The following is a 21,669-nucleotide window of genomic DNA, read 5'->3' as shown; positions in this document are numbered from 1 at the left end:
AGGCTGACACGGTCGACCGACCGGATGGAGGAACCGTTCGTCGTTCGCGCCGGTCCGCGAACCCTGCGCACTCTGATCGCGGCGAAGGGCTCAGGAGAATTGCAGCAGCGGAAGCAGTCTTTCTTCGAGAAGGGGCACGGTCGATAGCACCCACGAGTTCGTCAGATGATGTGCATCGCGGTACACGATGCGGCCGCCCTGGACGGCAGGGCACCAGCCCTCGGGGCAGATCACGTCGTTCACGTCGAGCGGGTGGATGAGCGAAGACGACTCCACGTGATCAGAGCGCGGCACCGACGCGTCGAGAACGTCTGCGCGCGCGACACCGCACGTCTCATCCTTGCTCGACACGTCGCCGAGACACTCGAGAGGACCCGAGCCGACCCAGGGATTGTCTCGAATGACCACCACGGGGATATTGCGGTCGGTCAGTCGCGTCCACGCACGCTCGTATGCCACCGGCACCATTTCTTTCACCGTCGAACCGGTCGCCGGACGGGTCCATGTCGTGAAAACGGCGTCCGGGGACAACGTGCGTATCTCTTCGAGCGCGTTGTCGCCCCATTCGAGGCAATCCTCATCGAACTGTTCGACGCCCTCGCTCCCATCGACCAACTCGCATCCCCACTTGATGGCCGTCGCGACCCGGAATCCATGTATCCGGCCGAGCTCAGCGATCGCATCCGTCCACTGTTCGGTATGGGAGCCGCCTGCGACGACAACGGTGCGGTCCGCACCCACATCGCCGTAGAAACATATCGGGACCTCGGAGACGATCGAATTGCATCCGTCGAAGACGGCACGCGACTTGTCCTCGAGAGCCATGGACACGTCGGGAATGAACCCGTCCGACGGATTCCACGGGAAGAGATCCGGGTAGGTCACGGCGGCCGCGCCAGGATAACGAGCCAGGTCTTGAGCCGCCACTCCCAGCTGCGCTCGTCCGAGGTCGACGTGCGTCAGCCATGCCGCGGGAACGCCCACGGCCACGACTGCGACGAGCGATGTGAGGACAAGCCCAGGACGCCAGAGCCTCGCGTTTCGCATCCGACGAATACGGGTCGGGTCCATCCACCCGGCGACGACACGGTGCGTCACGAAGGCCAGCACCGCGCTCAGGAGAAGAACCGCCGACCCTGCGAGCCAGCCCACCTCTGCGCCGCCGCGTGCTTCGGTGACGAAGATGAGGATCGGCCAATGCCAGAGATAGAAGCCGTGGGCGTAGGTGCCGGCCGCGGCGAGAGGACGCCAGGAAAGGGCACGAGACGGCGCCCACGAGCCACCGACGTTCCAGATGAGGACGGCAGCCGCCCCGATCGGGAGCAGCGCTGCAGGCCCAGGGAAGAATTGGGCTCCATCCAGGAAAACACTCGTGCTGAGGATGAGAGCAAGGGCAAGCCACCCCAGGGCGGAACGTGCATGGGAACTCGCCGCACTCCCAGCCGGACGAGGAGAAGTGCGCCCCGCCGTGACCAGTGCGAGGAGCGCACCCGCGAGGAACTCCCACGCCCGCGCCAGGGTGTCGTAGTAGGCCGTCGGCTGGTCGACGACCGTCATCACCGCGGCATACGCGAAGGACAGCACCGTAGCCACGGACACGGTCACGACCAACCGTCGTGACGTGACAGCGACGCCTCGCGTCCTGGCGATGAGAGCCACCGCGCCCGCCACCGCGAGGATGACGAAGAACTGGCCCTGCACAGACATCGACCACAGGTGTTGAAAGGGGGCGTCCACAACCCCCGCAGCGCCGTACTCCTGGCCGACCGCGACGAGATACCAATTCTGGATGTAGAGCAACGAGCTCACCGCTTGGCGGGAGACCTCTGCCCACGTCGTGGATGGAGCCGAGACGGCGGCAACGACCACGACCGAAGCGACGACCACGACGAGCGGCGGCAGGAGCCGTCGTCCGGTGCGGATCAAATACTCCCCCGCATCGAAATCACCCCGGAGACATGCTCTCGCAACGCCCCCGCCCACGAAGAATCCCGACAGCAGAAGGAAGACATCGACACCGCCGGAGACACGATGAGTCCAGATATGCGACACGGCGACGAGGACGATGGCCACCGCACGCAGACCGTCTAGATCGGCTCTCCGAGCCCGGCTCGCTCTGCCCGCCCCCGTCGCTGTTCGCTCACGACGCTCTCGTGAGGACGATGACAACACCTTCACACCGCTGCGGGCGCGACTCGCGGGCGTTGCGGCCGGATGCCACGTCGCGAGCGCGTCGCGGAGAGAACGGTCCACCCGAGGCCCAGGAGGAGGGCAGCGATGGCCGCGCCGATCTCGAGCACGGCCCCCGGGGGACGGAACGTCACGGTCACCTCATCCCCGGGCGCGGCCGTGGACACATCGACGGTCAACAAATAGCCGCGCAGGGGATCGGACAGCTCGGCCCCGTCCACCGTGTAGCCGGGCCACGCCAGCCGGCTCATCACGACCTTGCCGTCGCCGCCGACGGAGTCGACCCGGAACGTGAGGCTGGAGTCCGTTTGATCGACGACGTCGACCGCTGTGCCCTCATCCGCCCAGACGACTCCGCCTGCCGGTGGCGACTGCTGAATGCGCTCCATCGTCCATGCGTATTCACCCTCGTGGGTGATCTGCCACCCGGCGGGGACGACGAGAGGGGGATCCGGGAAGGTGTCCCGGTATCCGAGGATCCGACTGACGGACAGAAGATCGACGAGCGGCACCCCCGTCGTGGGGTCGGTCCGGAAGAGAGCCGGCAGAGCCCCCTGACAAGTGCTCCCTCGAAGATCGAGACAGAAGTCCTGAGAGAACTTCGAGTACGGAAGGACCGTGTAGACGTTGGACACAGCCGCGTCCGAGAAGTACCACTCGTTGGCGATGAGCCGTTCGGAGTACGACGCGGGATCCCCCGCCGATGCATAGGCGTCGCCCACCGTGAAAGTGTCGCCCCCGCCACCGGGGAGCACCGAGGTGAGATCAGCCGTCTGGGTCGGGCTCGCGAAGACGGGCAGCGGCGTGTGCGGAAAGGTGCGTAGTTGCAGAACGGTCAGGCCGACCGTCGAGACGACGAGGACGGCCGCCGCGGTCACCGCAGCCTTTCCGAGCGATCGGCGGGATACGGCGTCCTTGCGCTCATCCGCAGCCTTCACTCGTCGTGCGGTCCAGCTGAGTATCAGGATCGCCACGATCTGGACGGCGAAAGTGCCCCAGATGGATCGCCACGGGCCCGGCGTCAGAGCCCAGGTCAACGCCAGCAGACCACCCCCTGTGGCCATGGCCGCGATGACGCTCGACCGTGTCACCCGTTCGGGGAATCCGCGACTCATCAGAATCGCGAAGAGAAGCAGCGCAGCCAGCGCCACGTAGGGCATGAAACGAACGGGCCACCGGATCGGACCGAGAGTGCTCGGAGCCACGACGATGTAGGCAGACACGGCCAGCAGTACGACGGGCATCGCCGTGCCGCGCCACATCTCCCGCCCCCACGGGCGAACCATGACCACCAGCGGAAGCACCCAGGCCACGTACATGAGCGGACCGGCCGTCACCGGCCCCCACCAGGAACTGATGGTCGCGGTCGTGAGAGGGGACGCCGACGTCGCGAAGTCGCCCAAGTCGGCGTTGAGGAACATGTCATTGCTGATGCCCACCGCGCCTCGGTCGGTGACGGGTGCGGTCAGCACACCGGGCAGGTAGATGACGACGGTCCAGAACGCGCCCCAGGCGGATGCGAGAACGACACGCAGGACTGCCGTCTTGTCGCGGGCGATCATCGCCTGCACCAGGTGCGCGACGAGGAGCGCGACGAGAACGATCGTGCCGAACACGTAGCCGGAGGCGATGAGGAGGTAGCTCGCGACGAGGAACGGCCAGGGCTGTCGTCCCCGCGTCACACGACGCAGCGTCCACCATGCCCAGGGGAAGAGTGCCGAGGTCATCAAGCCGGTGGACCACGATGCGGCATCCATGTAGGCGGTGAACCCCGCCATCGGAACGAGCGCCGCGCTGAGCGCTGCCCAGGGCTGGCGTACCAGGAACGACCGCATGAGGAAGTAGGCGCCGAGGGCTGAGATCGCGAGGAGCGCGATCTTCACACCCGCCGTCCAGAGGGCGACGTCGCTCGATAGCCGCGTACCGATGGCGATCAACCACGTCAGCGGACTGATGAGCCCCCACTGCCCCTCCGCCCAGTAATTACCGGCTTGCCATGCTTGCGGACTGAGAAGCGGAATCTCACCGCGAAGAAGGCGACCACCCAGCTCGTACCATTGCCCGACGGACCCGAGCTGTGTGTCGTCCGCGTAGTAGAACCCGGGTGTCCACAGCTGGCGCAACGTACCGATGGCAACGGCGAAAACGACGACGGCGATCGGCCACCAGACGTTCTTCACACGCGACCCAGCAGTGGCTTCGCGGCTCACGACGATGCAGCCTGGTGACGACGGGCATCCTCGATGTAAGACGTCCACGCCTCGGGCGAGACGATTTCGGGCGCGCGACTCCGGTACTTCTCTCGGAGCGACTTCCATCGGAGCACCAGTCGGGCATGGAGCCGCGCCGACGTCAGCAGTGCCGTCACCATCTTTCGGCGGTCGCGCTGGTACCAGGCGACGCCCATTCCGTCCGGTGAGGTCACGAGCGCGGAGTCGATGTCGGCGAAGCGCCACCATGAGATGTCCTGCGCCGCGATGATCCGCTGCGGATTGCGGCGACTCGCGGCCGACGCGGGCACGAACAACTGGCGGAAAGTTACACGGAGCGCGAGCGAGAGGGTGGCGAAGGGGTTCGTCGGGCGCCGCACCTTGCCGGTGATCCGGCTCGAGCTCGGGCGAATCGGCGGAAGCGTGCTGAGTTCACCCTCGACGGCCGCATCGATGTACCCGCCGCGGATCGCGCGGATCTCGGCCTGCCGGGTGGGAAGCATCTTGGCAATCGCGTCCGGCCCGCGAAGGATGTCGCGGAGGGCCTCCTGGCGGAGACGGGCCGAGGAGTACTGCAGCAGAAAGAGCTGCTTGACGTCGCCGAGGAACGAAATCAACGGAAGCGCGTTGCCCGGTGTCGTACCGTGAAGCAGACCCGTGATCCATCTGTTGCGGTGGAAGAAGTACTCCTCCCAGGTGCGCGTGGGGTCCTTGTCGTGCCAGGCCATATGCCAGACAGCGACTCCCGGCAGGCAGATCGTGGGGTATCCGTGGGCCTGAGCTCGGATGGAGTACTCGATGTCATCGAACTTGATGAAAACGGGCAGCGAGAGACCGATCGACCGCAGGATCTCGGTCGGGATGAGGCACATCCACCACCCGTTGAAATCAGTGTGGAGTCTGCGATGCAGATCGCTCGTCGTTCTGAGGGGTTCCTCGACGAAGTCGTGGTTGTATTCGCTGCCGCCGGAGGGGGCCATCCAGACGCGTCGAGGATCCCATACTTCGCCGCGCGTGTAGAGAACGGATCGGTCGTCCAAGTGCAGCATGCCGCCGCCGACGATCGTCGGCACGACGGCGAAGTCGGAGAAGAGCACGCTGCGTGCGATGGCCTCCGGCTCGGAGATGGCGTCATCGTCGAGAAGCAGCACGTACTCGCTGTCGCGGCCGATGCCCTCGAGCATCGCGCGGGAGAAGCCCCCCGAACCGCCGAGATTCGGCTGTCGGACGAGATCCAGACGGGATCCCAACATATCTGCAGCGGCGGCGAAGCCCGGCTGATCGGAGACGAGGTCCGTGCCCTGGTCGACGACGACCACGGCGTTCACGACGTCGACGAGCGACTCATCACCACCGAGGATCTCGAGCTGTTTCAGGCAGTAGGACGGACGGTTGAACGTAGTGATGCCGACGGTCGCCGCGCCCGTGCGTCGACGAACGCTTTCTTCCACGCTCCAGTCAGCCTCGAGCAGGACCGCGTCGTCGTTGCCGCACGCGATTTCGAACCAGTACATGCCGCCATCGACGAACGACGTCACCGGAAGATCGAAGGTGACCGTCTCATTGTCGAACGAACGCGACGCGACAGCCGACGATCGTCCTCGCGCACTCGACCGATAAACGGAGATCAGTCCTGTGCCGGAGAACGATGCCGTCAGTCTGACCTCCCGCACCGAGGTGTAACGCTGCCAATAGCTAGCGGGGAAGGCGTTGAAGAATGCGGCCAGCGAGACGCGACGGTGGGCGTAGATGCGGATCGAACGCCGACCGACGATCTCATAGAACTCGCCGGGCTGAGAACCGTCACCGGTCCCCGTGTCGACGTAGAGCGCGGACACTTCGGCGACATCCTCCGTGGGGAAGACGGCTCGATTGACGACGGCGTAGTGCTGCTCCGAGTGATCCATGGCGCTCACGCGAGGGTGTTGTTCCACATGGACAACGCGGAGCCGATGGCCATGTGCATGTCGAGGTACTGGTACGTACCGAGGCGTCCGCCGAAGTGCACATCCTGCTCACCCTTCGTCAGCTCTCGGTAAGCGAGCAGGCCGGTGCGATCATCGGCCGTGTTGACCGGGTAGTAGGGCTCGTCTGCGCGGGTGGCGAAGCGCGAGAACTCGCGAACGACGACCGTCTTGTCGGTCGGGTATCGATCGGCGCGCTCGGGGTGGAAGTGCTTGAACTCGTGGATGCGCGTGTACGGCACGTCAGCATCGGCGTAGTTCATCACGCTGGTTCCCTGGAAGTCGCCGATCGGCAGAACCTCCTGCTCGAAGTCGAGGGTGCGCCACGACAGCTCACCCTCGGCGTAATCGAAGTAGCGATCGACAGGCCCGGTGTAGACCACGGGCACCTGACCGACGGTCGCCTTCTTGTTCAACGGCTGCGACTCGTCGAAGTAATCGGTCGACAGCTTCACCTCGATGTTCGGGTGGTCCGCCATGCGCTCCAGCCAGGCGGTGTAGCCGTCGACGGGGAGGCCCTCCCACGTGTCGTTGAAATAGCGGTTGTCGTAGGTGTAACGGACCGGCAGGCGCGAGATCACCTCGGCGGGCAGATCCTTCGGATCGGTCTGCCACTGCTTCGCGGTGTAATCGCGGATGAACGCCTCGTACAGGGGGCGACCGATCAGGGCGATCCCACGCTCCTCGAGGTTGGCGGCATCCTTCGCCTCGAACTCCCCCGCGAGCTCGTGCACGAGCGCACGCGCCTGGTCTGGGGTATACGCGGCCTGGAAGAACTGGTTGATGGTGCCGAGGTTGATCGGCAGCGGGAAGACCACGTTCTTGTGCGTCGTGTACACACGGTGCACGTAGTTCGTGAACTGCGTGAAACGGTTGACGTACTCCCACACGGTCGGGTTGGACGTGTGGAAAAGGTGAGCGCCGTACTGGTGCACCTCGATGCCCGTCTCGGGCTCGTTCGCCGAATACGCGTTGCCACCGATGTGGTGACGGCGGTCGATGACCGTCACCTTCCGCCCCGCCTCGGCCGCCCGTTCGGCGATGGTGAGGCCGAAGAAACCTGAGCCGACGACGAGGAGATCCATACTGTGCAACTTCTTCCGTTCGCAATCCGTGAGGGCATGCGAGACCCGGACGGCCTCCGATGCGCTCCCGGGAGTCTACCCGCGGCAGGCAGCCCGGACCGCACGGAACGTGCGGATGATGAGGGGACGCCCCGGTAAGCTGGGGCGCGCCCCACCGGGCTGTCAACGGTCATTCAGACTCGAGGCGGTAGCGTCGTGTGGTCCGTGGTGTGCCCACCGATCCCCCGCACGCGTCGGCGATCGGTCGTCTCCGAGTGGCCCACCGACACCGAATGAAAGGTTTGCGAACGATGAGTGTCATCACGGTCTCGCGACCTTCTCGACCGGCATCGCCGATGGCGAGCCGTCCTCTCCTGGAAGATGACGATGTCTGAACGCGAGACCGTCGGTGGGATGTCCGGTCCCGATGGACCGCTTCTCCGCCTGATCAAGGATCGGCGGATCGCGTTCGTCATCGTCGGTGTCATCAACACCGTGGTCGGCTTCGCGTGGTTCGCCCTTTTCGACCTCAGCGTGGGACGACTCTGGGGATACATGGCCACTCTGCTGTTCGCACACGTGGCATCCGTCCTCTGCGCTTTCGTCCTCTACAGGCGCTTCGTGTTCCGCGTCCGGGGGCATGTCTGGGTCGATCTCGCGCGCTTCGAAAGCGTGTACCTCGTCGCCCTCGGGATCAATGCCCTGCTCCTCCCCCTGTTGGTGGAGTTCGGGGGCCTGCAACCCATCGTCGCGCAGGCGGTCATCGTCTTCGTCACGACTCTCGTCAGCTACATCGGCCACAGCCGGTTCTCGTTCCGAAGGAAAAAAGTCTCGTGAGGACACCCCGACTCAGCGTCGTGATCCCCGCCTACAACAACGGCAAGACGATCGCGGAGACGATCCGCTCGATCCTCGCGGATGGGGGCGACGATATCGAGTTGGTCGTGGCGGATCACTCCTCCACCGACGACACGCTCGAGCAAATCCGGCAGTTCGCGTCGGACGATCGCGTCACCATCCTCGAAACTCCATCGGGCGGCGGCGCGCCCCGAAACTGGAACCGCGTGACCGAGAGCGCCCGGGGCGAGCTGCTCAAGCTCGTGTGCGGCGACGACATCGTCCTTCCCGGGACGCTTCGTCGGCAGATGGCGATTCTCGAGGACCCATCCGTCTCGCTGACCGCCTGTCGGCGCGACATCGTGGATGCCGAGGGCAAAGTCCTCTTCTCCGGCTGGGGTCTCCGCGGTATCGGCAGGCGCATGCCCGGGCACCGCGCTGTGCGAGCCGCCGTGCGGGCAGGATCCAATCTGTTCGGCGAGCCTGCCTCGGTGATGATGCGCAGGTCGGCGCTGGAAGACGCCGGCGGTTGGCGTTCGGACTTCCCCTACCTGATCGACCAAGCGACTTACTCGCGCGTGCTCTTCCAGGGCGACTTCGTACCGGACCTGGCCACCGGCGCGACGTTCCGCATGAGTGCGACGCAGTGGAGCGTGGTTCTCGTGCGCGACCAAGCGACCCAAGCCAAGCAATTCCACCGTGCGCTGCACGCCGAGCACCCCCGCGCCGTGTCCGCCGTCGACGTAATGGTCGGCAACGTCCGCGCGACATTGATGGCGAGAGCGCGCCAGGTTTCGTACTGGATGCTGAAGCGGAGAATGCGATGAACGCCCCCGAGAACCCGGCCTACGTGCACAACATCACCATCGTCATCCCGGTCTACCAGGCCGAGCGAACCCTCCGCGATGTCCTCGCAGAGATCGTCCCCCTCACCGAGGGCTTTCGCACTCCCCACGGACGAACGGGGCGCGTCACCGAGGTCATCACGGCTTACGACCACGGCCCCGACGGCTCAGCGGCAGTGATCCGCGAGTTGGCCACCGAGTTCTCCTGGGTGCGTCCGGTATGGCTCAGTCGGAATTTCGGCCAGCACGCGGCCACGCTCGCCGGAATCGCCTCCTCCGGCGGCGACTGGGTCGTCACCTTGGATGAAGACGGCCAACACGACCCCTCCTTCATCGGCAGCCTGCTCGACACCGCGCTCGACGACCAAGCCGACGTCGTCTACGCCGAGCCGACGAACCGCCCTCCGCACGGCGCCGTGCGCAATGCCGCGTCGAAGGCCTCCAAACGCATCCTCGAGACCGTCTTCGGTGGCGGGCGCGCTTCACACTTCAACAGCTACCGCCTCATCCTCGGCGAGGTGGCACGCAGTGTCGCCGCCTATGCCGGAACGGGCGTCTACCTCGACGTCGCACTCGGTTGGGTCGCGGCACGTATCGTCACCTCGCCCGTCCAGCTACGAGAAGAAGGAGACCGCCGGTCCGGATACTCCTACCGCCGCCTGATGGCGCATTTCTGGCGGATGATCCTGACCTCCGGTACCCGCGGACTGCGGTTGGTCACCGCGGCTGGAGCGGTGTTCTTCGTGGGCGGAGTCCTTTTCGCCATCTACCTCGTCATCATGCGCTTCGCTTCAGGAGACATCCCGGAGGGATGGACTTCGCAGATGGTCGTCACGGCCCTCGGCACGGGGCTCATCCTCGTATCCCTCGGAATCGTGGCCGAATATCTCGGGGTGGCGGTGAACATGGCCATGGGGCGGCCTCCCTACTTGATCGTGCGAGACCCGGCCGCGGGACCCCTCGGGCACGCACGCGATGGCAAGTGACAACGGCTGGGTGATCGGTCGCGGTCTCCTGGGGCGCGCTGTCGAACGCGCTCGGGGCCTGCCGCCCATCATCCGACCCGTGCGGTGGGGGGACGCCGACGACGCCCTGTCGGACCTTCGCGCGCACGCGATGGCGCTCAGTCTCGTCGAGGGACCTCTCGAGATCTATTGGTGCGCAGGACGGGGCGTCACATCGACGCCGCAACATGAACTCGACGCCGAGGTCGAGCTCTTCGAGCGGGCGCTGACGGAGTTCGCGTCGATCCTGCGGGGTCGCGACGTGCGCTTCTTCCTCGCCTCATCGGTGGGGGGCGCTTACGCTTTGGCCTCCGAACCGCCCTTCTCCGAGCACACACCGGTCGCCCCCGGCTCCTCATACGGTGTCGCGAAACTGGCGATGGAACGAAAGCTCACGGAGACCGCCCGGTCGGCAGGCTGGCGAGCGTTCATCGGGCGCATCACCAACCTGTACGGACCCGGTCAGGATATGGGGAAGGGGCAGGGGCTCATCTCCGTCATCACGGACAGCTACGTCTCCGGCAAACCGGTCTCCCTTTACGTGTCGCTCGACACCTTGCGCGACTACATCTACGAGGACGACTGCGCCAGAGTCGTGGCAGCGGGGACCGAACGACTGTCGACCGAGGCACCGGGAACGACGATCACGAAGATCGTCGGGGCCATGACCGCCGTCTCCATCGGAGCGCTGCTCGGAGAGATCACCCGCCTCCGGCGGCAGCGCTCACGAATCACCCTCGGCCAGAGCAGGGCCGGTGGCCAGGCCTCCGATCTGCGGGTGCGATCCGTCGTCTGGACCGAGCTCGATGCCCTGGTGCGGACCACATTGCCCGAGGGATTGGACAAGGTCTATCGCTCCCGCATGCGCGCCCAAGCGGAGGTCGGAGCGTGAGCGGTTCGCGCGCTCACCGCGTGACGGCAGCGGGAGGAGCGGTCTTTTCCGCCGTCCTGTACGCGGTCCTCATGTTCTGGCCGCTTCTCGTGTCGCCTCCGGGGCCGCTCCGGTCGATTCGAACGTTCGCCTGGCACGACCAACTCGGATACCTGAGCATGGTGGCCAACGTCGCGGACGGCGACGTCAGCAACACCGAACCCGTCACCGAGACGGGTGTGAATCATTACCCGCGCTTCTATTACACGACCGTGGGTCTGGTCGCGCACGCCCTTCACCTCGAGCCCATCACCGCCTGGAACGCCGTTTCGCTCGTGTTGCAGGTGTCCGCAGTGGTCGCTCTCTCCTTGTGCCTCGTCGTCGTCTCACGACGAGCGTGGGCAGGTTTCCTCGCGCCGCTGCCGTTCTTCGCCGGCGTTCTCGCTTTCTCATCGCCCCTGAGCGATGTGTGGTTCCGCCCGCTCGACTCGCACGCCGTTCTCTGGGGGCCCTACGGGGTGATGTTCTCGAACAACGGTGAGACGGCGGGAATCTGCATCATCGTGATCGCTACGAGCGCGCTCGCGGCCGTGTGGTTGCGCCCCCGGCGCGCCTCCGTACGGGTGATGACCTCGGTCGTGGCCATGCTCGCTCTCGGGGGGCTCTCGAGTTTTCAGACCTACAGTTTCCTCAGCGGCGCCTACGTGGTTGCTTATGTCGCCGCCGCCCTGTTCCTGACTCGTCCCGGGCATCGACGGTGGTGGATCGCTCTGACGCTCGCGACATTCCCGGTCCTCTTCGTGGCGGGCCCTCTCGTCTCCAGCGCCGCCGGACAACTTCCCGCCCTCGTGTTCGGACTCCTGCCGGCGGTCCCCGGACTCGTGCGCGGGCTCGTCCTCACGCGAGGTCTTCTCGCGGTTTATGCCGCAACCTTCGCGGCGGCCGCGCTTCCGCAAATCGTCTGGACGTTCTCCGGCGTTCTCCAGGGCGACCCCTTCTTGAGCTACCGAGTCGCCTCGAACGTGAACCTGGGTGTCATCCGACCGGAAACGCTTGTCGCCTCGACGGTTGTAGCGGTGCCGCTTCTGGTCGTGCTGACCCTGGCGATCCGTCGACGGGCCGCCATTCCCGCCGCCGTCGCTTCCGCCGGCGTGGTGGTGTGGGGCATCCTGGCTACCAACGACGTCTGGGGCGCGAACGCTGAGCCGTATCGTTTCTGGATCGACTGCTTCCTCTTCGGGGGGATCCTCACCCTCGTTGCCGGAGCCGCACTCATCGGCGGCGCCGAGCGAGAGGCCGCGCCGCGCCGTGTCACCGTCGGAGTGACCCGTGCCCTCGCCGTGGCGTGTGCCGCCCTCTACGCGGTGGGCCTGGTGGATTTCATCAATTTCACGGGCGATCCTCGAATGTCGGAAACGTGGAACCCCGACGCGCCCCGTGCCGCCGCGGCGACAGAACTCGCGCGATCGACCGTCGACGCCGACGACAGGCTTTTGCTCGTCGACACGTGCATGGACGACCGAACGGTCAAGGCCACGTCCGGAGCGCCGATGGCGTTCTACTATCTCGGAATGGCGTGGCCGACCGATCGAGAGGCGATCCAGACGGTCATGGACCACCGAGAAGCAGGCAGCCCCATCAGCTCTGATCTCGCGTCAGACGCCGGCGTCGGGTGGATCCTCCGGGATAGCGCCTGCCCCACCCACATTGAGGTCACGGGAGAACAAGGGACCTTCGTGGCGGAACGCAGCTACGGCGAGGGCCAGACCCTGCAACTCTGGCGATTGCCGTGATCGCGGTCTCGGGACCGGCGGTCAACCTGGCAGGATGGACATCGTGAAGGGCATCATTCTCGCCGGCGGCTCCGGCACGCGTCTGCATCCGATTACGCTCGGCGTCTCGAAGCAGCTCATCCCTGTCTACGACAAGCCGATGGTCTACTACCCGTTGTCGACGCTGATGCTCGCCGGCATCCGCGAGATCTTGGTCGTGACCACCCCGCACGACGCTCCGTTCTTCGAGCGCCTCCTCGGCGACGGCTCGCAGTTCGGAGTCGAGCTGTCGTTCGCTGTCCAGCCTTCCCCGGACGGGCTGGCCCAAGCGTTCACGATCGGTGCGGATTTCATCGGTGACGACAAGGTCGCCCTCGTCCTCGGAGACAATCTGCTGTACGGCCCGGGCCTGGGAACGCAACTGAAGCGCTACGCCGACGTCGACGGCGGCGCGGTGTTCGCTTACTGGGTTGCCGAGCCCTCGGCGTATGGAGTGGTCGAATTCGACGACGACGGGCGAGCGGTCTCCCTCGAGGAGAAACCGTCGCAGCCGAAGAGCAACTATGCGGTGCCGGGTTTGTATTTCTACGACAACGACGTGATCGACATCGCCCGGAACCTTGCGCCGTCCCCACGCGGCGAGTACGAGATCACCGACGTCAACGCCGAGTACCTGCGACGCGGCAAGCTCCAGGTGGAAGTCCTCCCGCGCGGAACGGCGTGGTTGGACACGGGCACCTTCGACCAGATGACGGATGCCGCGGACTACGTCCGCACCATGGAGCGTCGCACCGGACTCCGCATCGGAGTCCCGGAAGAGGTCGCGTGGCGGCAGGGCTTCCTCTCAGACGACGAAGTGCGCGAACGGGCGAACAAGCTGGTGAAGTCGGGGTATGGCGCATACCTGCTGGAGATCCTGGAAAGGGGCCGCTGATGGCACATCTTCTCGTTACCGGCGGTGCCGGTTTCATCGGTTCGAACTTCGTTCATCACGTCGTCGAGCACACCGACCACACCGTCACCGTGCTCGACAAACTGACCTACGCGGGCAACCGAGCTTCCCTGGAGGGCCTGCCTCCGCAGCGCGTTCGTCTCGTCGTCGGCGACATCGCTGACGCCTCCGTCGTCGACCCGCTGGTCGCCGAGGCGGATGCCGTAGTCCACTACGCCGCCGAATCGCACAACGACAACTCCCTGCACGATCCGCGCCCTTTCCTCGACACCAACATCATCGGGACTTACACCCTGATCGAGGCGGCGCGTCGATACGACGTGCGGTTCCACCACATCTCGACGGACGAGGTGTACGGCGATCTCGAACTCGACGACCCGGCCCGCTTCACCGAGCGGACTCCGTACAATCCCTCGTCGCCGTACTCGTCCACCAAGGCCGGGTCTGATCTGCTGGTGCGCGCCTGGGTCCGCTCGTTCGGCGTCCGGGCAACCATCAGCAACTGCTCGAACAATTACGGTCCGTACCAGCACGTGGAGAAGTTCATCCCCCGCCAGATCACCAACGTGCTTCGCGGGATCCGTCCCAAGCTCTACGGCACCGGCGAGAACGTGCGCGACTGGATTCACGCGGACGACCACTCGTCGGCAGTTCTCACCATCCTCGACAAGGGAGAGATCGGCGAGACGTACCTGATCGGGGCGGATGGCGAGAAGGACAACAAGAGTGTCGTCGAGCTGATCCTTCAGATCACCGGCCAGGCTCCCGATGCATACGACCTCGTGACCGATCGTCCCGGTCACGACCTGCGGTACGCAATCGACTCCACCAAGCTCCGCACCGAACTGGGATGGACCCCCACGTATGGTGACTTCGGCTCGGGCCTGGCTGCGACCATCGACTGGTATCGCGAGAACGAGGCGTGGTGGGCCCCCGCCAAAGACGGCGTCGAAGCTTTCTACGCCTCGAAAGGGCAGTAACCCTTGACGCTCGAGTTCGGCCGATCCCTCGGTAGCCGCACCACGCCGATTCCGGGACTGATGCTCTTCGACCTCCCCGTTCACGGAGACGCGCGAGGGTGGTTCAAAGAGAACTGGCAGCGCGAGAAGATGACCGCGGGCGAGGTGGGGTTGCCCGATTTCGGACCCGTCCAGAACAACATCTCCTTCAACGATTCGGTCGGCACGACGCGCGGTATTCACGCCGAGCCGTGGGACAAGTTCGTCTCCGTCGCGACCGGTCGTATCTTCGGTGCGTGGGTCGACCTTCGCGCGGGCGACACCTTCGGTGCCGTCTTCACGGCGGAGCTCGATCCCTCGCGAGCAATCTTCGTCCCGCGCGGGGTCGGTAATTCCTACCAGACGCTCGAAGAGGACACCGCTTACACGTATCTCGTCAACGACCATTGGTCACCGGATGCGACGTACACATTCCTCAACCTTGAGGACGAGACCGTCGCGATCGATTGGCCGATCCCCCTCGACGAGGTCGAGATCAGCGAGAAGGACAAGAGACATCCGCGTCTCTCCGACGTCGTGCCGATGCCTCCGAAGAAGATGCTCGTCACGGGTGCGAACGGCCAACTCGGACGTGCCCTGAAGGCCGAGCTCGGAGATCACGCGTGGATCGAGTACGCGTCTCGAGCTGACCTGGATGTGACGTCACCCGATCTGACAACGGCACGACGATGGCGTGACTACTCGACCATCATCAACGCGGCGGGCTTCACCAAGGTGGACGACGCGGAAACCCCCGCAGGTCGAGTCGCCGCGTGGTCCGAGAATGCCGGTGCCGTCGCAGCGCTCAGCAAGATCTCCAGCGAGAACGCCATCACTCTTGTCCACATTTCGAGCGACTACGTCTTCGACGGCAGCAAATCCGGGAGCTACACCGAGGCCGATCCGGTCTGTCCGCTCGGCGTTTATGCACAATCGAAGGCCGCCGGTGATGCCGCTGCCGCCGCTTCGACGGGTCGGCACTACATCATCCGTACCAGCTGGGTCATCGGCGATGGAGCGAACTTCGTCCGCACGATGGCTTCACTTGCCGAGCGGGGGGTGAATCCTCGTGTCGTCGACGATCAAACGGGTCGTCTCACCTTCACCGCCGACATCGCCGCAGCGATTCGCACACTTCTCGAGCGGCGGGCGCCCAGCGGGACGTACAACGTCACCGGATCCGGCGACGCAGCCACATGGTTCGACATCGCACGCGAGGTCTTCCGCCTCACGGGCCACGATCCCGAGCGGGTCACCGGTGTGAGCACAGCGGAGTATTTCGCGAGCTCGACGGCCCCGGTTGCGCCTCGCCCCGCCAATAGCCTTCTGGACTTGACGTCCGCCGAGCGCCACGGCATCCGTACCCCGTCTTGGCGGGACAGTCTCGAGGCCTACCTCGGATCGATCTGAACACTGCGATAGCGCGTGAGAAAGCCCCCGCCGTCGGCGGGGGCTTTCTCGCACGCTATCGCACCTGATCAGGTCATCGGCTGCCCGAGGGGCAGGCCCGTGACGGTCGAGGGTGACAAGGTCAGCACAGTGGGATTGCCGTTCGCGAGAGCCTGCAGGGTGGCCCAAGACTGAACGTGCCGGTACACACCTCCGGTTGCGACATAAACCTTGTCACTCGACGACGATTTGACGAAAACGGTCTGCAGCGTCCCGGCTCGCGTGGTGAAGCGCTGACAGGCGGCCTCCGAGAGTTTCGGAACGGTGAAGCCTTGAGCAGCGGTGGCCGCCACGGCCGTGACTCCGCCCGAACCGACCGCGAAAGTCGTTCCCGCACACGAGATCCACACTCCGAGCGGCGAACCCGCGGGGGTGAGCTTCGCGATCTCCGCATCAGCCAAGGGGACGAAATCCGTGCGCATCCCTGCATCCCGGGCGAGATCGAACGACGGCACCGCCACTGTGGTGGTACCGGACACCAACGACAGAGTCGCCGCTGTCCCCTTGACGATCTCTCCGTCGGCGATCGGAGCACCGCCACGAAGCCCGTCGAAAGTGCCTGCCGACACCGTCGCAATCGTCATGTCCGTCCCGTTCATGTACGCCATGAGCGACGACCACGTTGCGGCCACGCGACGGGTGCTCCCATCGACCGCTGCAACAGACGTGCGTCCCGCGACCTTGATGAGAGGCGTCTTGCCCATCGACGGACCTCTGGTGAACTGCGCGCACGTCGGTGATCCAGCATTCATAGCGGACAGCCCCGAGACGCTCGGGTCCGGAAGCGGGTAGATGACGCCCGAACCGGGGAAGAAGGTGGTCCCGTCGCAGTTCAGGAGCGAACGAACCTCGCCGACTTCTCGGTACCGGCCGAAGAGATCGGTGTCGGATACGACGGCCATCGTCGATGCGTCACGGTTGTACTCGGCGAGGTCGCTCCACGAGCGGACCCACACGAGGGAGCCCGCGTCGATGGTCATGTAGACCTTGTCTCCCCCGGTCGATTTGACCACCTGAGCGGGGGCGAAGAAGAGCGGGCTCTTCGACTTGGAGGCGAGGACCCCACGGCTCAGAGATGCTGCGTAAATCGGTGTGCCGGGATCGCCGTTGGCTGCCCGAGCGGCCGCCTCGTTCCACATCGGCGTGACCGTCGACGACGACTCGATCCGTCCCCACTGCGTGGTCCCGGCGACCCGGTAGTACGCGGTCATCTCCGAGCCCACCGAGGCACGTTGGAACAGCGAGCCCGCCACCGAAACGGGCGCCGCGCAATCTCCACCCCATCGGCTCACGAGATCGCAGGACGCGAGACGGTGTCGTTGGCCGTCCTGGAAGTAGGCGATCTCCCCGGTGGAATCGTCCCGCAGAACGGGTCCCGTATCGCCCGAGGCGGTGAAGCCGGAAAGGTATCCGTCGGTCACCGTGTAGACCTGCCCGAAAACACTCGAGAGAGATGCGAGGTTGTCCCCGTCGGTGACGTGCCAGCGCCGCCCGTTCGAGACGAGGTAGACGGCGGGGTTCGCAGCCGTTCGAACCAGAACCATCCCCGTTCCACGAACGGTTCCGAACCACTCGGTGAAGTAGTGGTAGAAGTTGCGGTTTCCGTAGGCGGAGCATCCGTCACCGGTGCCGGTGCCCGCCGCCAACGCGGCAGCATTGGGTTGGTAGGGCGTGTAGTAGTAGAGATCTGCCGTGGCCTGGTTGGCGACGAAAACCGGCGAAGACCCGCAGTTGGCATTGGGGTTGAACTGGATGTTCCACGTGTTGCCGGGGGCGTACCACGTGAAATACCGACTGGTGCCCGGGGGGTTCGCATAGCGCTTGAACTGCCAGGCGGCGCCGTAGACCTGGTTGAAGAAGCCGTAGTACCTCGTGTCGCACGCCGCCGTGTCCGGGCACCCCTGGCCCATCGCGATGCGATAACGCCAGTCACTCGGCCATGTGTGAGTAACCAGTCCCTGCTCTTTCTGCAGAGTCGCGAGGATCACCTGAGGGTTGATCCCGCAGGCTTGAGCGACTTTGAAGATGATCCGGGAGGCACGCTCGTCCGAAGCTCCAGAGTACGGCCCGCACATCGCGTCCGCTGCTGTCGTCCGAGACGTATCGCGCCAGTCCTTCAGACAGGTGTATCCACTTTGGCAGTTGGGGACACGGGCCTCGAGGAACCGCTGGATGTCGTCCTCGCTCATCGTGGCGGAGTTGAAGAACACCCCATCGTCGATGATGTTGCCCGGTGTGAATCCGTCGAGTGACGCCAGTCGCGGCACGCCGATCGCCGCCCTCGACTCGCTGGCGGCGGCGAGCGGTGCAGATTCGAGACGCGGCTGGGCCGCAGCGGGCGCTGGCACGGCGAAGGCGAGGAGGACTGCCATGACAGCGGACCCCGAGAGGACGCGCGACGCGATTGACCGCGACCATCGATGATTCACTTGAACAGTCTCGCCCGCCGTGCGGTGGTCCGCGAGCATTTTCTCGACGACTCGCCGCGATGCGCGCGCTCCCAGCCTGCCGCCAGGCGAACGGCCGCGGGCGGATTATGATAGCTCGGGCGCGTGTCGCCGATCTCCCGAAAGAAGGCTTATGAGCGCTGTGACGAGCGACGACGTTCTGATTCCGCCAGGCCGTGGCATCGGCTTGGCCGACGTTTTCAGACGGCGCTACCTGCTGTCCCTCATCGTGCGCAAAGAAGTGCAAATCCGGTACCGCGGCTCCGTACTGGGCTGGATGTGGTCCTATGTGAAGCCGCTGGTCCAGTTCGCGGTTTTCTACCTCGCTATCGGTGTATTTCTCGGCCTGAACTCGCGGGTCGAATTCTTCCCGCTGTATCTGCTCTCCGGAATCACCATCGTCACCTTCTTCAACGAGGCCTTCACGAACGGCACTCGTTCACTCGTGGACAACGCCGCCCTGATCAAGAAGATCTACTTGCCTCGGGAGATGTTCCCGGTGTCGAGCATGATGATCGCCGGAGTCAACATCCTTCCGCAGATCGCCGTACTGGTCGTGATCGCGCTGTTCTTCGGGTGGGCGCCGTCCGTTCTCCACATCGCTGCGATTCTGCTCGCTCTGGTCATCATCGCGGCTCTTGCGACGGGGCTCGGCCTGCTCTTCGGCGCCGTCAACGTCACTTTCCGCGACGCCCAGAGCTTCGTCGAGATCATCACCATGTGCGCGGTGTGGGCATCTCCGGTCATGTACCAGTGGGAGATGGTCGCGGACAAACTGCCGGACTGGCTCTTCGTCGCCTACCGGTTGAACCCGCTGACCGTGTCCGTCGAGCTCTTCCACTACGGCATCTGGTACCCGCTCAACCCGTCGGGCGGTCAACTACTCCCCGACATGTGGACATACGCCGGCATCGCCACCGCCATCTCTCTTCTGTTCCTGATCGTGGGACAGCTCGTCTTCCGTCAACTGGAGGGGCGTTTTGCCCAGGACCTCTGAGGCCACCGAACCGCGCATTCGTGTTGCGGACGTGCATAAAGAATTCAAGCTCCGACACACGCACTCCGTGAAGGAGACGTTCCTCGCGGCGGTGCGGCGCAAGCAGCTGACCACAGAGTTCCATGCCCTGAACGGCGTCAGCTTCGACGTGGGGGCGGGCGAGTCCGTCGCCCTCCTCGGATTCAACGGCTCGGGGAAATCAACGCTGCTCAAGCTCATCTCAGGCGTCCTGCGACCTGACAGAGGAGGCGTTTACACTCGCGGGCGCGTCGCAGGCTTGATCGAGGTGGGAGCGGGATTTCACCCCGATCTCTCCGGGCGGGAGAACATTTATTTGAACGCCGCCATCCTCGGCATGAGCAAGCGAGAGACCGAGGAGCGGTACGAGGACATCGTGGCCTTCAGCGAGATCGAGAAATTCATCGATACAGAGGTGAAGCACTATTCGTCGGGGATGTTCCTGCGCCTCGCCTTCTCCGTGGCCATCCACACCGAGGTCGACATTCTCCTCATCGATGAGATCCTCTCGGTCGGAGACGAACCCTTCCAGCAGAAGTGCTTGGCACGCATTCGCGAGTTGCATGCTGCCGGCAAGACGCTGGTCGTCGTGTCCCACGACCTCGATATGGTCTCCGACCTGTGCGAGCGCGGCATACTCCTTCGAGACGGCGGAGTGGCGTTCGACGGCGGGAGCAAGGACGCCGTCGCGCTCATGCGAAACTAACGGAACTCCTCACCGTGCGAAGGGTGGTCGTGCAGCTCACAGCGCACGACCACCCTTCGCGTCGCGGAACCGATGAGAAGCTCTTCAGTACGTGAAGTCCTCACATGCGACGCCGTTGCTGTTCGCATCGAGGCGGAACACGTCTCCGTAGGCCTCGAAGTAGTACGCGAACGCCGCCTGGGCTGCTGCCTGTGACGGGAACGAGTTGCAGTTCTTCGTGTCGCCAGGATGAGCGGGGACTCCACGCAGTTCGGGCGTCGGCCGACCCATGACAGCCCACTCCTGGGCGGTGACACGTCGGTTCGTCGTGGGACCGGCGTACCAGATGTCGAGGGAACCATAGTTGCGCCACACGTGATCCCCCGCGAATCGCGGGGCCGTCGCCTGTTGAGGGAAACCCTCGTCTCGCCACCGGCTGTACCCGATGGGTCCGCCCTGCCCGGTCGGGAGGTCCGCCATGAAGGCGATCGAACTATCCCAGGTCAGTCGGACGAATCCTTGGTTCGCTCGACGTTCGAACGGCTCGAAACCGGAATCCCGCCATTCCTCGTAGGACAGCGCGTGCCGGACACCCCCGACGTCCTGCACAAAAATCTGGTCACTCGTGCCCCACTGGTAGAAGACCGACCCCTCGATCCATCCGGCGCTCCGGGGGCTGGGAAATCCCGCTCGGCTCCACTCGGAGTATGTGATGTGTCGCCACACCCATCGATCGCGCGTCTGACCGAAGAACGTCACGGCGCTGATGGTCGATGACCAGGGATAGCGAACGTAATCGGTGGGCGCGGGTTCCGGCTGCGGGAAATCGGCTGCCGCCCACTCTTCGTATGACAGGGCGTGAATCTCCGTGTCCGAGACGCGCCAGATCGTTCCGTCGTAGGCCGTGAGCACATACCGCTCAGCCGGCACCGCGCACTCGATTTCTACGACCTTGTTCAGGATGGGCTGACCACTCTCCGTCGATACCGTCACGCGGTACACACCATCGCCGCGCTGTGTGACCGGCAGGTCTACCCGCCCCCGGGGAACCACCTCAGCCCCGTCTCCGAAGTCGAGTGTTCCGTCATCGCCTTTGTCGACGTCGAAAACGACGCCCTGCATGACGCTGGTCCCATTGCGCATCGACACGGTGAGAGTTCCACCGTCGCCACATGAGACGAACACCTCCGCCGTTACACTCCCCTCGACCGCGGAGGCTGGCATAGCGACAAGACCCCCCTGCATCGACCCGAGCAGAACAGCCAGAGCACCCGCTCGAAGGCCACGCCGTACAGCTGTGGACGTGATGTTCGGTTTCATTTCCCCCCCCCCAAGGATAAAACGGCCGCATTGCCGTTTCACATCA

15 protein-coding genes and 1 pseudogene are annotated in these 21,669 nt (G+C 64.8%); 10 read left to right on the top strand and 6 right to left on the bottom strand.

All coding sequences use genetic code 11. From position 1 onward, the window contains the following. Positions 1-90: 90 nt before the first annotated feature. The 4 genes and pseudogenes from OVA26_RS06340 to glf all read right to left on the bottom strand — a co-directional run. Complete coding sequence (locus tag OVA26_RS06340) at positions 91-2,172, bottom strand: acyltransferase family protein (RefSeq protein WP_268103475.1); 2,082 nt, start codon at positions 2,170-2,172, stop codon at positions 91-93. A gap of 2 nt (positions 2,173-2,174) precedes the next feature. Then, positions 2,175-4,400 (bottom strand): hypothetical protein, encoded by a 2,226-nt coding sequence (locus tag OVA26_RS06335; RefSeq protein ID WP_268103474.1) that lies wholly within the window; start codon positions 4,398-4,400, stop codon positions 2,175-2,177. After that, a complete protein-coding gene (locus OVA26_RS06330) occupies positions 4,397-6,307 on the bottom strand; it encodes a glycosyltransferase (RefSeq protein ID WP_268104887.1) in 1,911 nt (636 codons plus the stop codon). The genes OVA26_RS06335 and OVA26_RS06330 overlap by 4 nt, the downstream gene beginning before the upstream one ends. Before the next feature lie 5 nt (positions 6,308-6,312). Beyond that, positions 6,313-7,509 (bottom strand): annotated as a pseudogene (gene glf / locus OVA26_RS06325) (UDP-galactopyranose mutase); the annotation flags it as partial. 333 nt (positions 7,510-7,842) lie between these two features. On the opposite strand from glf, the gene OVA26_RS06320 reads away from it, so the two are divergent. From OVA26_RS06320 to OVA26_RS06285, 8 genes are read left to right on the top strand one after another with little or no spacing between them, the layout of a single operon-like run. Then, the gene (locus tag OVA26_RS06320; protein ID WP_268103472.1) at positions 7,843-8,265 is read left to right on the top strand and encodes a GtrA family protein; all 423 of its coding nucleotides are present in this window, start codon (positions 7,843-7,845) and stop codon (positions 8,263-8,265) included. After that, entirely contained in the window at positions 8,262-9,092 is an 831-nt protein-coding gene (locus OVA26_RS06315) for a glycosyltransferase family 2 protein (protein WP_268103471.1), read from the top strand. The genes OVA26_RS06320 and OVA26_RS06315 overlap by 4 nt, the downstream gene beginning before the upstream one ends. Then, positions 9,089-10,096 (top strand): glycosyltransferase, encoded by a 1,008-nt coding sequence (locus OVA26_RS06310; protein ID WP_268103470.1) that lies wholly within the window; start codon positions 9,089-9,091, stop codon positions 10,094-10,096. The genes OVA26_RS06315 and OVA26_RS06310 overlap by 4 nt, the downstream gene beginning before the upstream one ends. After that, positions 10,086-11,006: an NAD-dependent epimerase/dehydratase family protein gene (locus tag OVA26_RS06305; RefSeq protein WP_268103469.1), complete on the top strand. Its 921-nt coding sequence runs from the start codon at positions 10,086-10,088 to the stop codon at positions 11,004-11,006. Before OVA26_RS06310 ends, OVA26_RS06305 begins: the two co-directional genes overlap by 11 nt. Continuing rightward, positions 11,003-12,778, top strand: coding sequence for a hypothetical protein (locus OVA26_RS06300; RefSeq protein WP_268103468.1), 1,776 nt, complete (start codon positions 11,003-11,005; stop codon positions 12,776-12,778). The genes OVA26_RS06305 and OVA26_RS06300 overlap by 4 nt, the downstream gene beginning before the upstream one ends. A 43-nt stretch (positions 12,779-12,821) precedes the next feature. Next, on the top strand, positions 12,822-13,691 hold the full coding sequence (gene rfbA, locus OVA26_RS06295) for a glucose-1-phosphate thymidylyltransferase RfbA (protein WP_268104885.1): 870 nt from the start codon (positions 12,822-12,824) through the stop codon (positions 13,689-13,691). Then, entirely contained in the window at positions 13,691-14,689 is a 999-nt protein-coding gene (rfbB, locus tag OVA26_RS06290; protein ID WP_268103467.1) for a dTDP-glucose 4,6-dehydratase, read from the top strand. The genes rfbA and rfbB overlap by 1 nt, the downstream gene beginning before the upstream one ends. 3 nt (positions 14,690-14,692) lie before the next feature. Then, positions 14,693-16,117 (top strand): bifunctional dTDP-4-dehydrorhamnose 3,5-epimerase family protein/NAD(P)-dependent oxidoreductase, encoded by a 1,425-nt coding sequence (locus OVA26_RS06285; RefSeq protein WP_268103466.1) that lies wholly within the window; start codon positions 14,693-14,695, stop codon positions 16,115-16,117. A 68-nt stretch (positions 16,118-16,185) separates the two neighbouring features. On the opposite strand, the gene OVA26_RS06280 is transcribed toward OVA26_RS06285, so the two are convergent. Beyond that, a complete protein-coding gene (locus tag OVA26_RS06280) occupies positions 16,186-18,528 on the bottom strand; it encodes a hypothetical protein (protein ID WP_268103465.1) in 2,343 nt (780 codons plus the stop codon). 208 nt (positions 18,529-18,736) lie between these two features. On the opposite strand from OVA26_RS06280, the gene OVA26_RS06275 reads away from it, so the two are divergent. Continuing rightward, on the top strand, positions 18,737-19,600 hold the full coding sequence (locus OVA26_RS06275) for an ABC transporter permease (RefSeq protein ID WP_268103464.1): 864 nt from the start codon (positions 18,737-18,739) through the stop codon (positions 19,598-19,600). Further along, entirely contained in the window at positions 19,584-20,324 is a 741-nt protein-coding gene (locus tag OVA26_RS06270) for an ABC transporter ATP-binding protein (protein ID WP_268103463.1), read from the top strand. Before OVA26_RS06275 ends, OVA26_RS06270 begins: the two co-directional genes overlap by 17 nt. 84 nt (positions 20,325-20,408) lie before the next feature. Here OVA26_RS06270 and OVA26_RS06265 read toward each other — a convergent pair whose 3' ends face one another. After that, complete coding sequence (locus OVA26_RS06265) at positions 20,409-21,623, bottom strand: hypothetical protein (RefSeq protein ID WP_268103462.1); 1,215 nt, start codon at positions 21,621-21,623, stop codon at positions 20,409-20,411. Positions 21,624-21,669: the final 46 nt, after the last annotated feature.

It is taken from the genome of Microbacterium sp. SL62 (assembly GCF_026672635.1).
In the GTDB taxonomy this organism is placed as follows: Bacteria; Actinomycetota; Actinomycetes; order Actinomycetales; family Microbacteriaceae; genus Microbacterium; species Microbacterium testaceum_A.
This window is presented reverse-complemented; position numbering and strand designations above follow the sequence as displayed.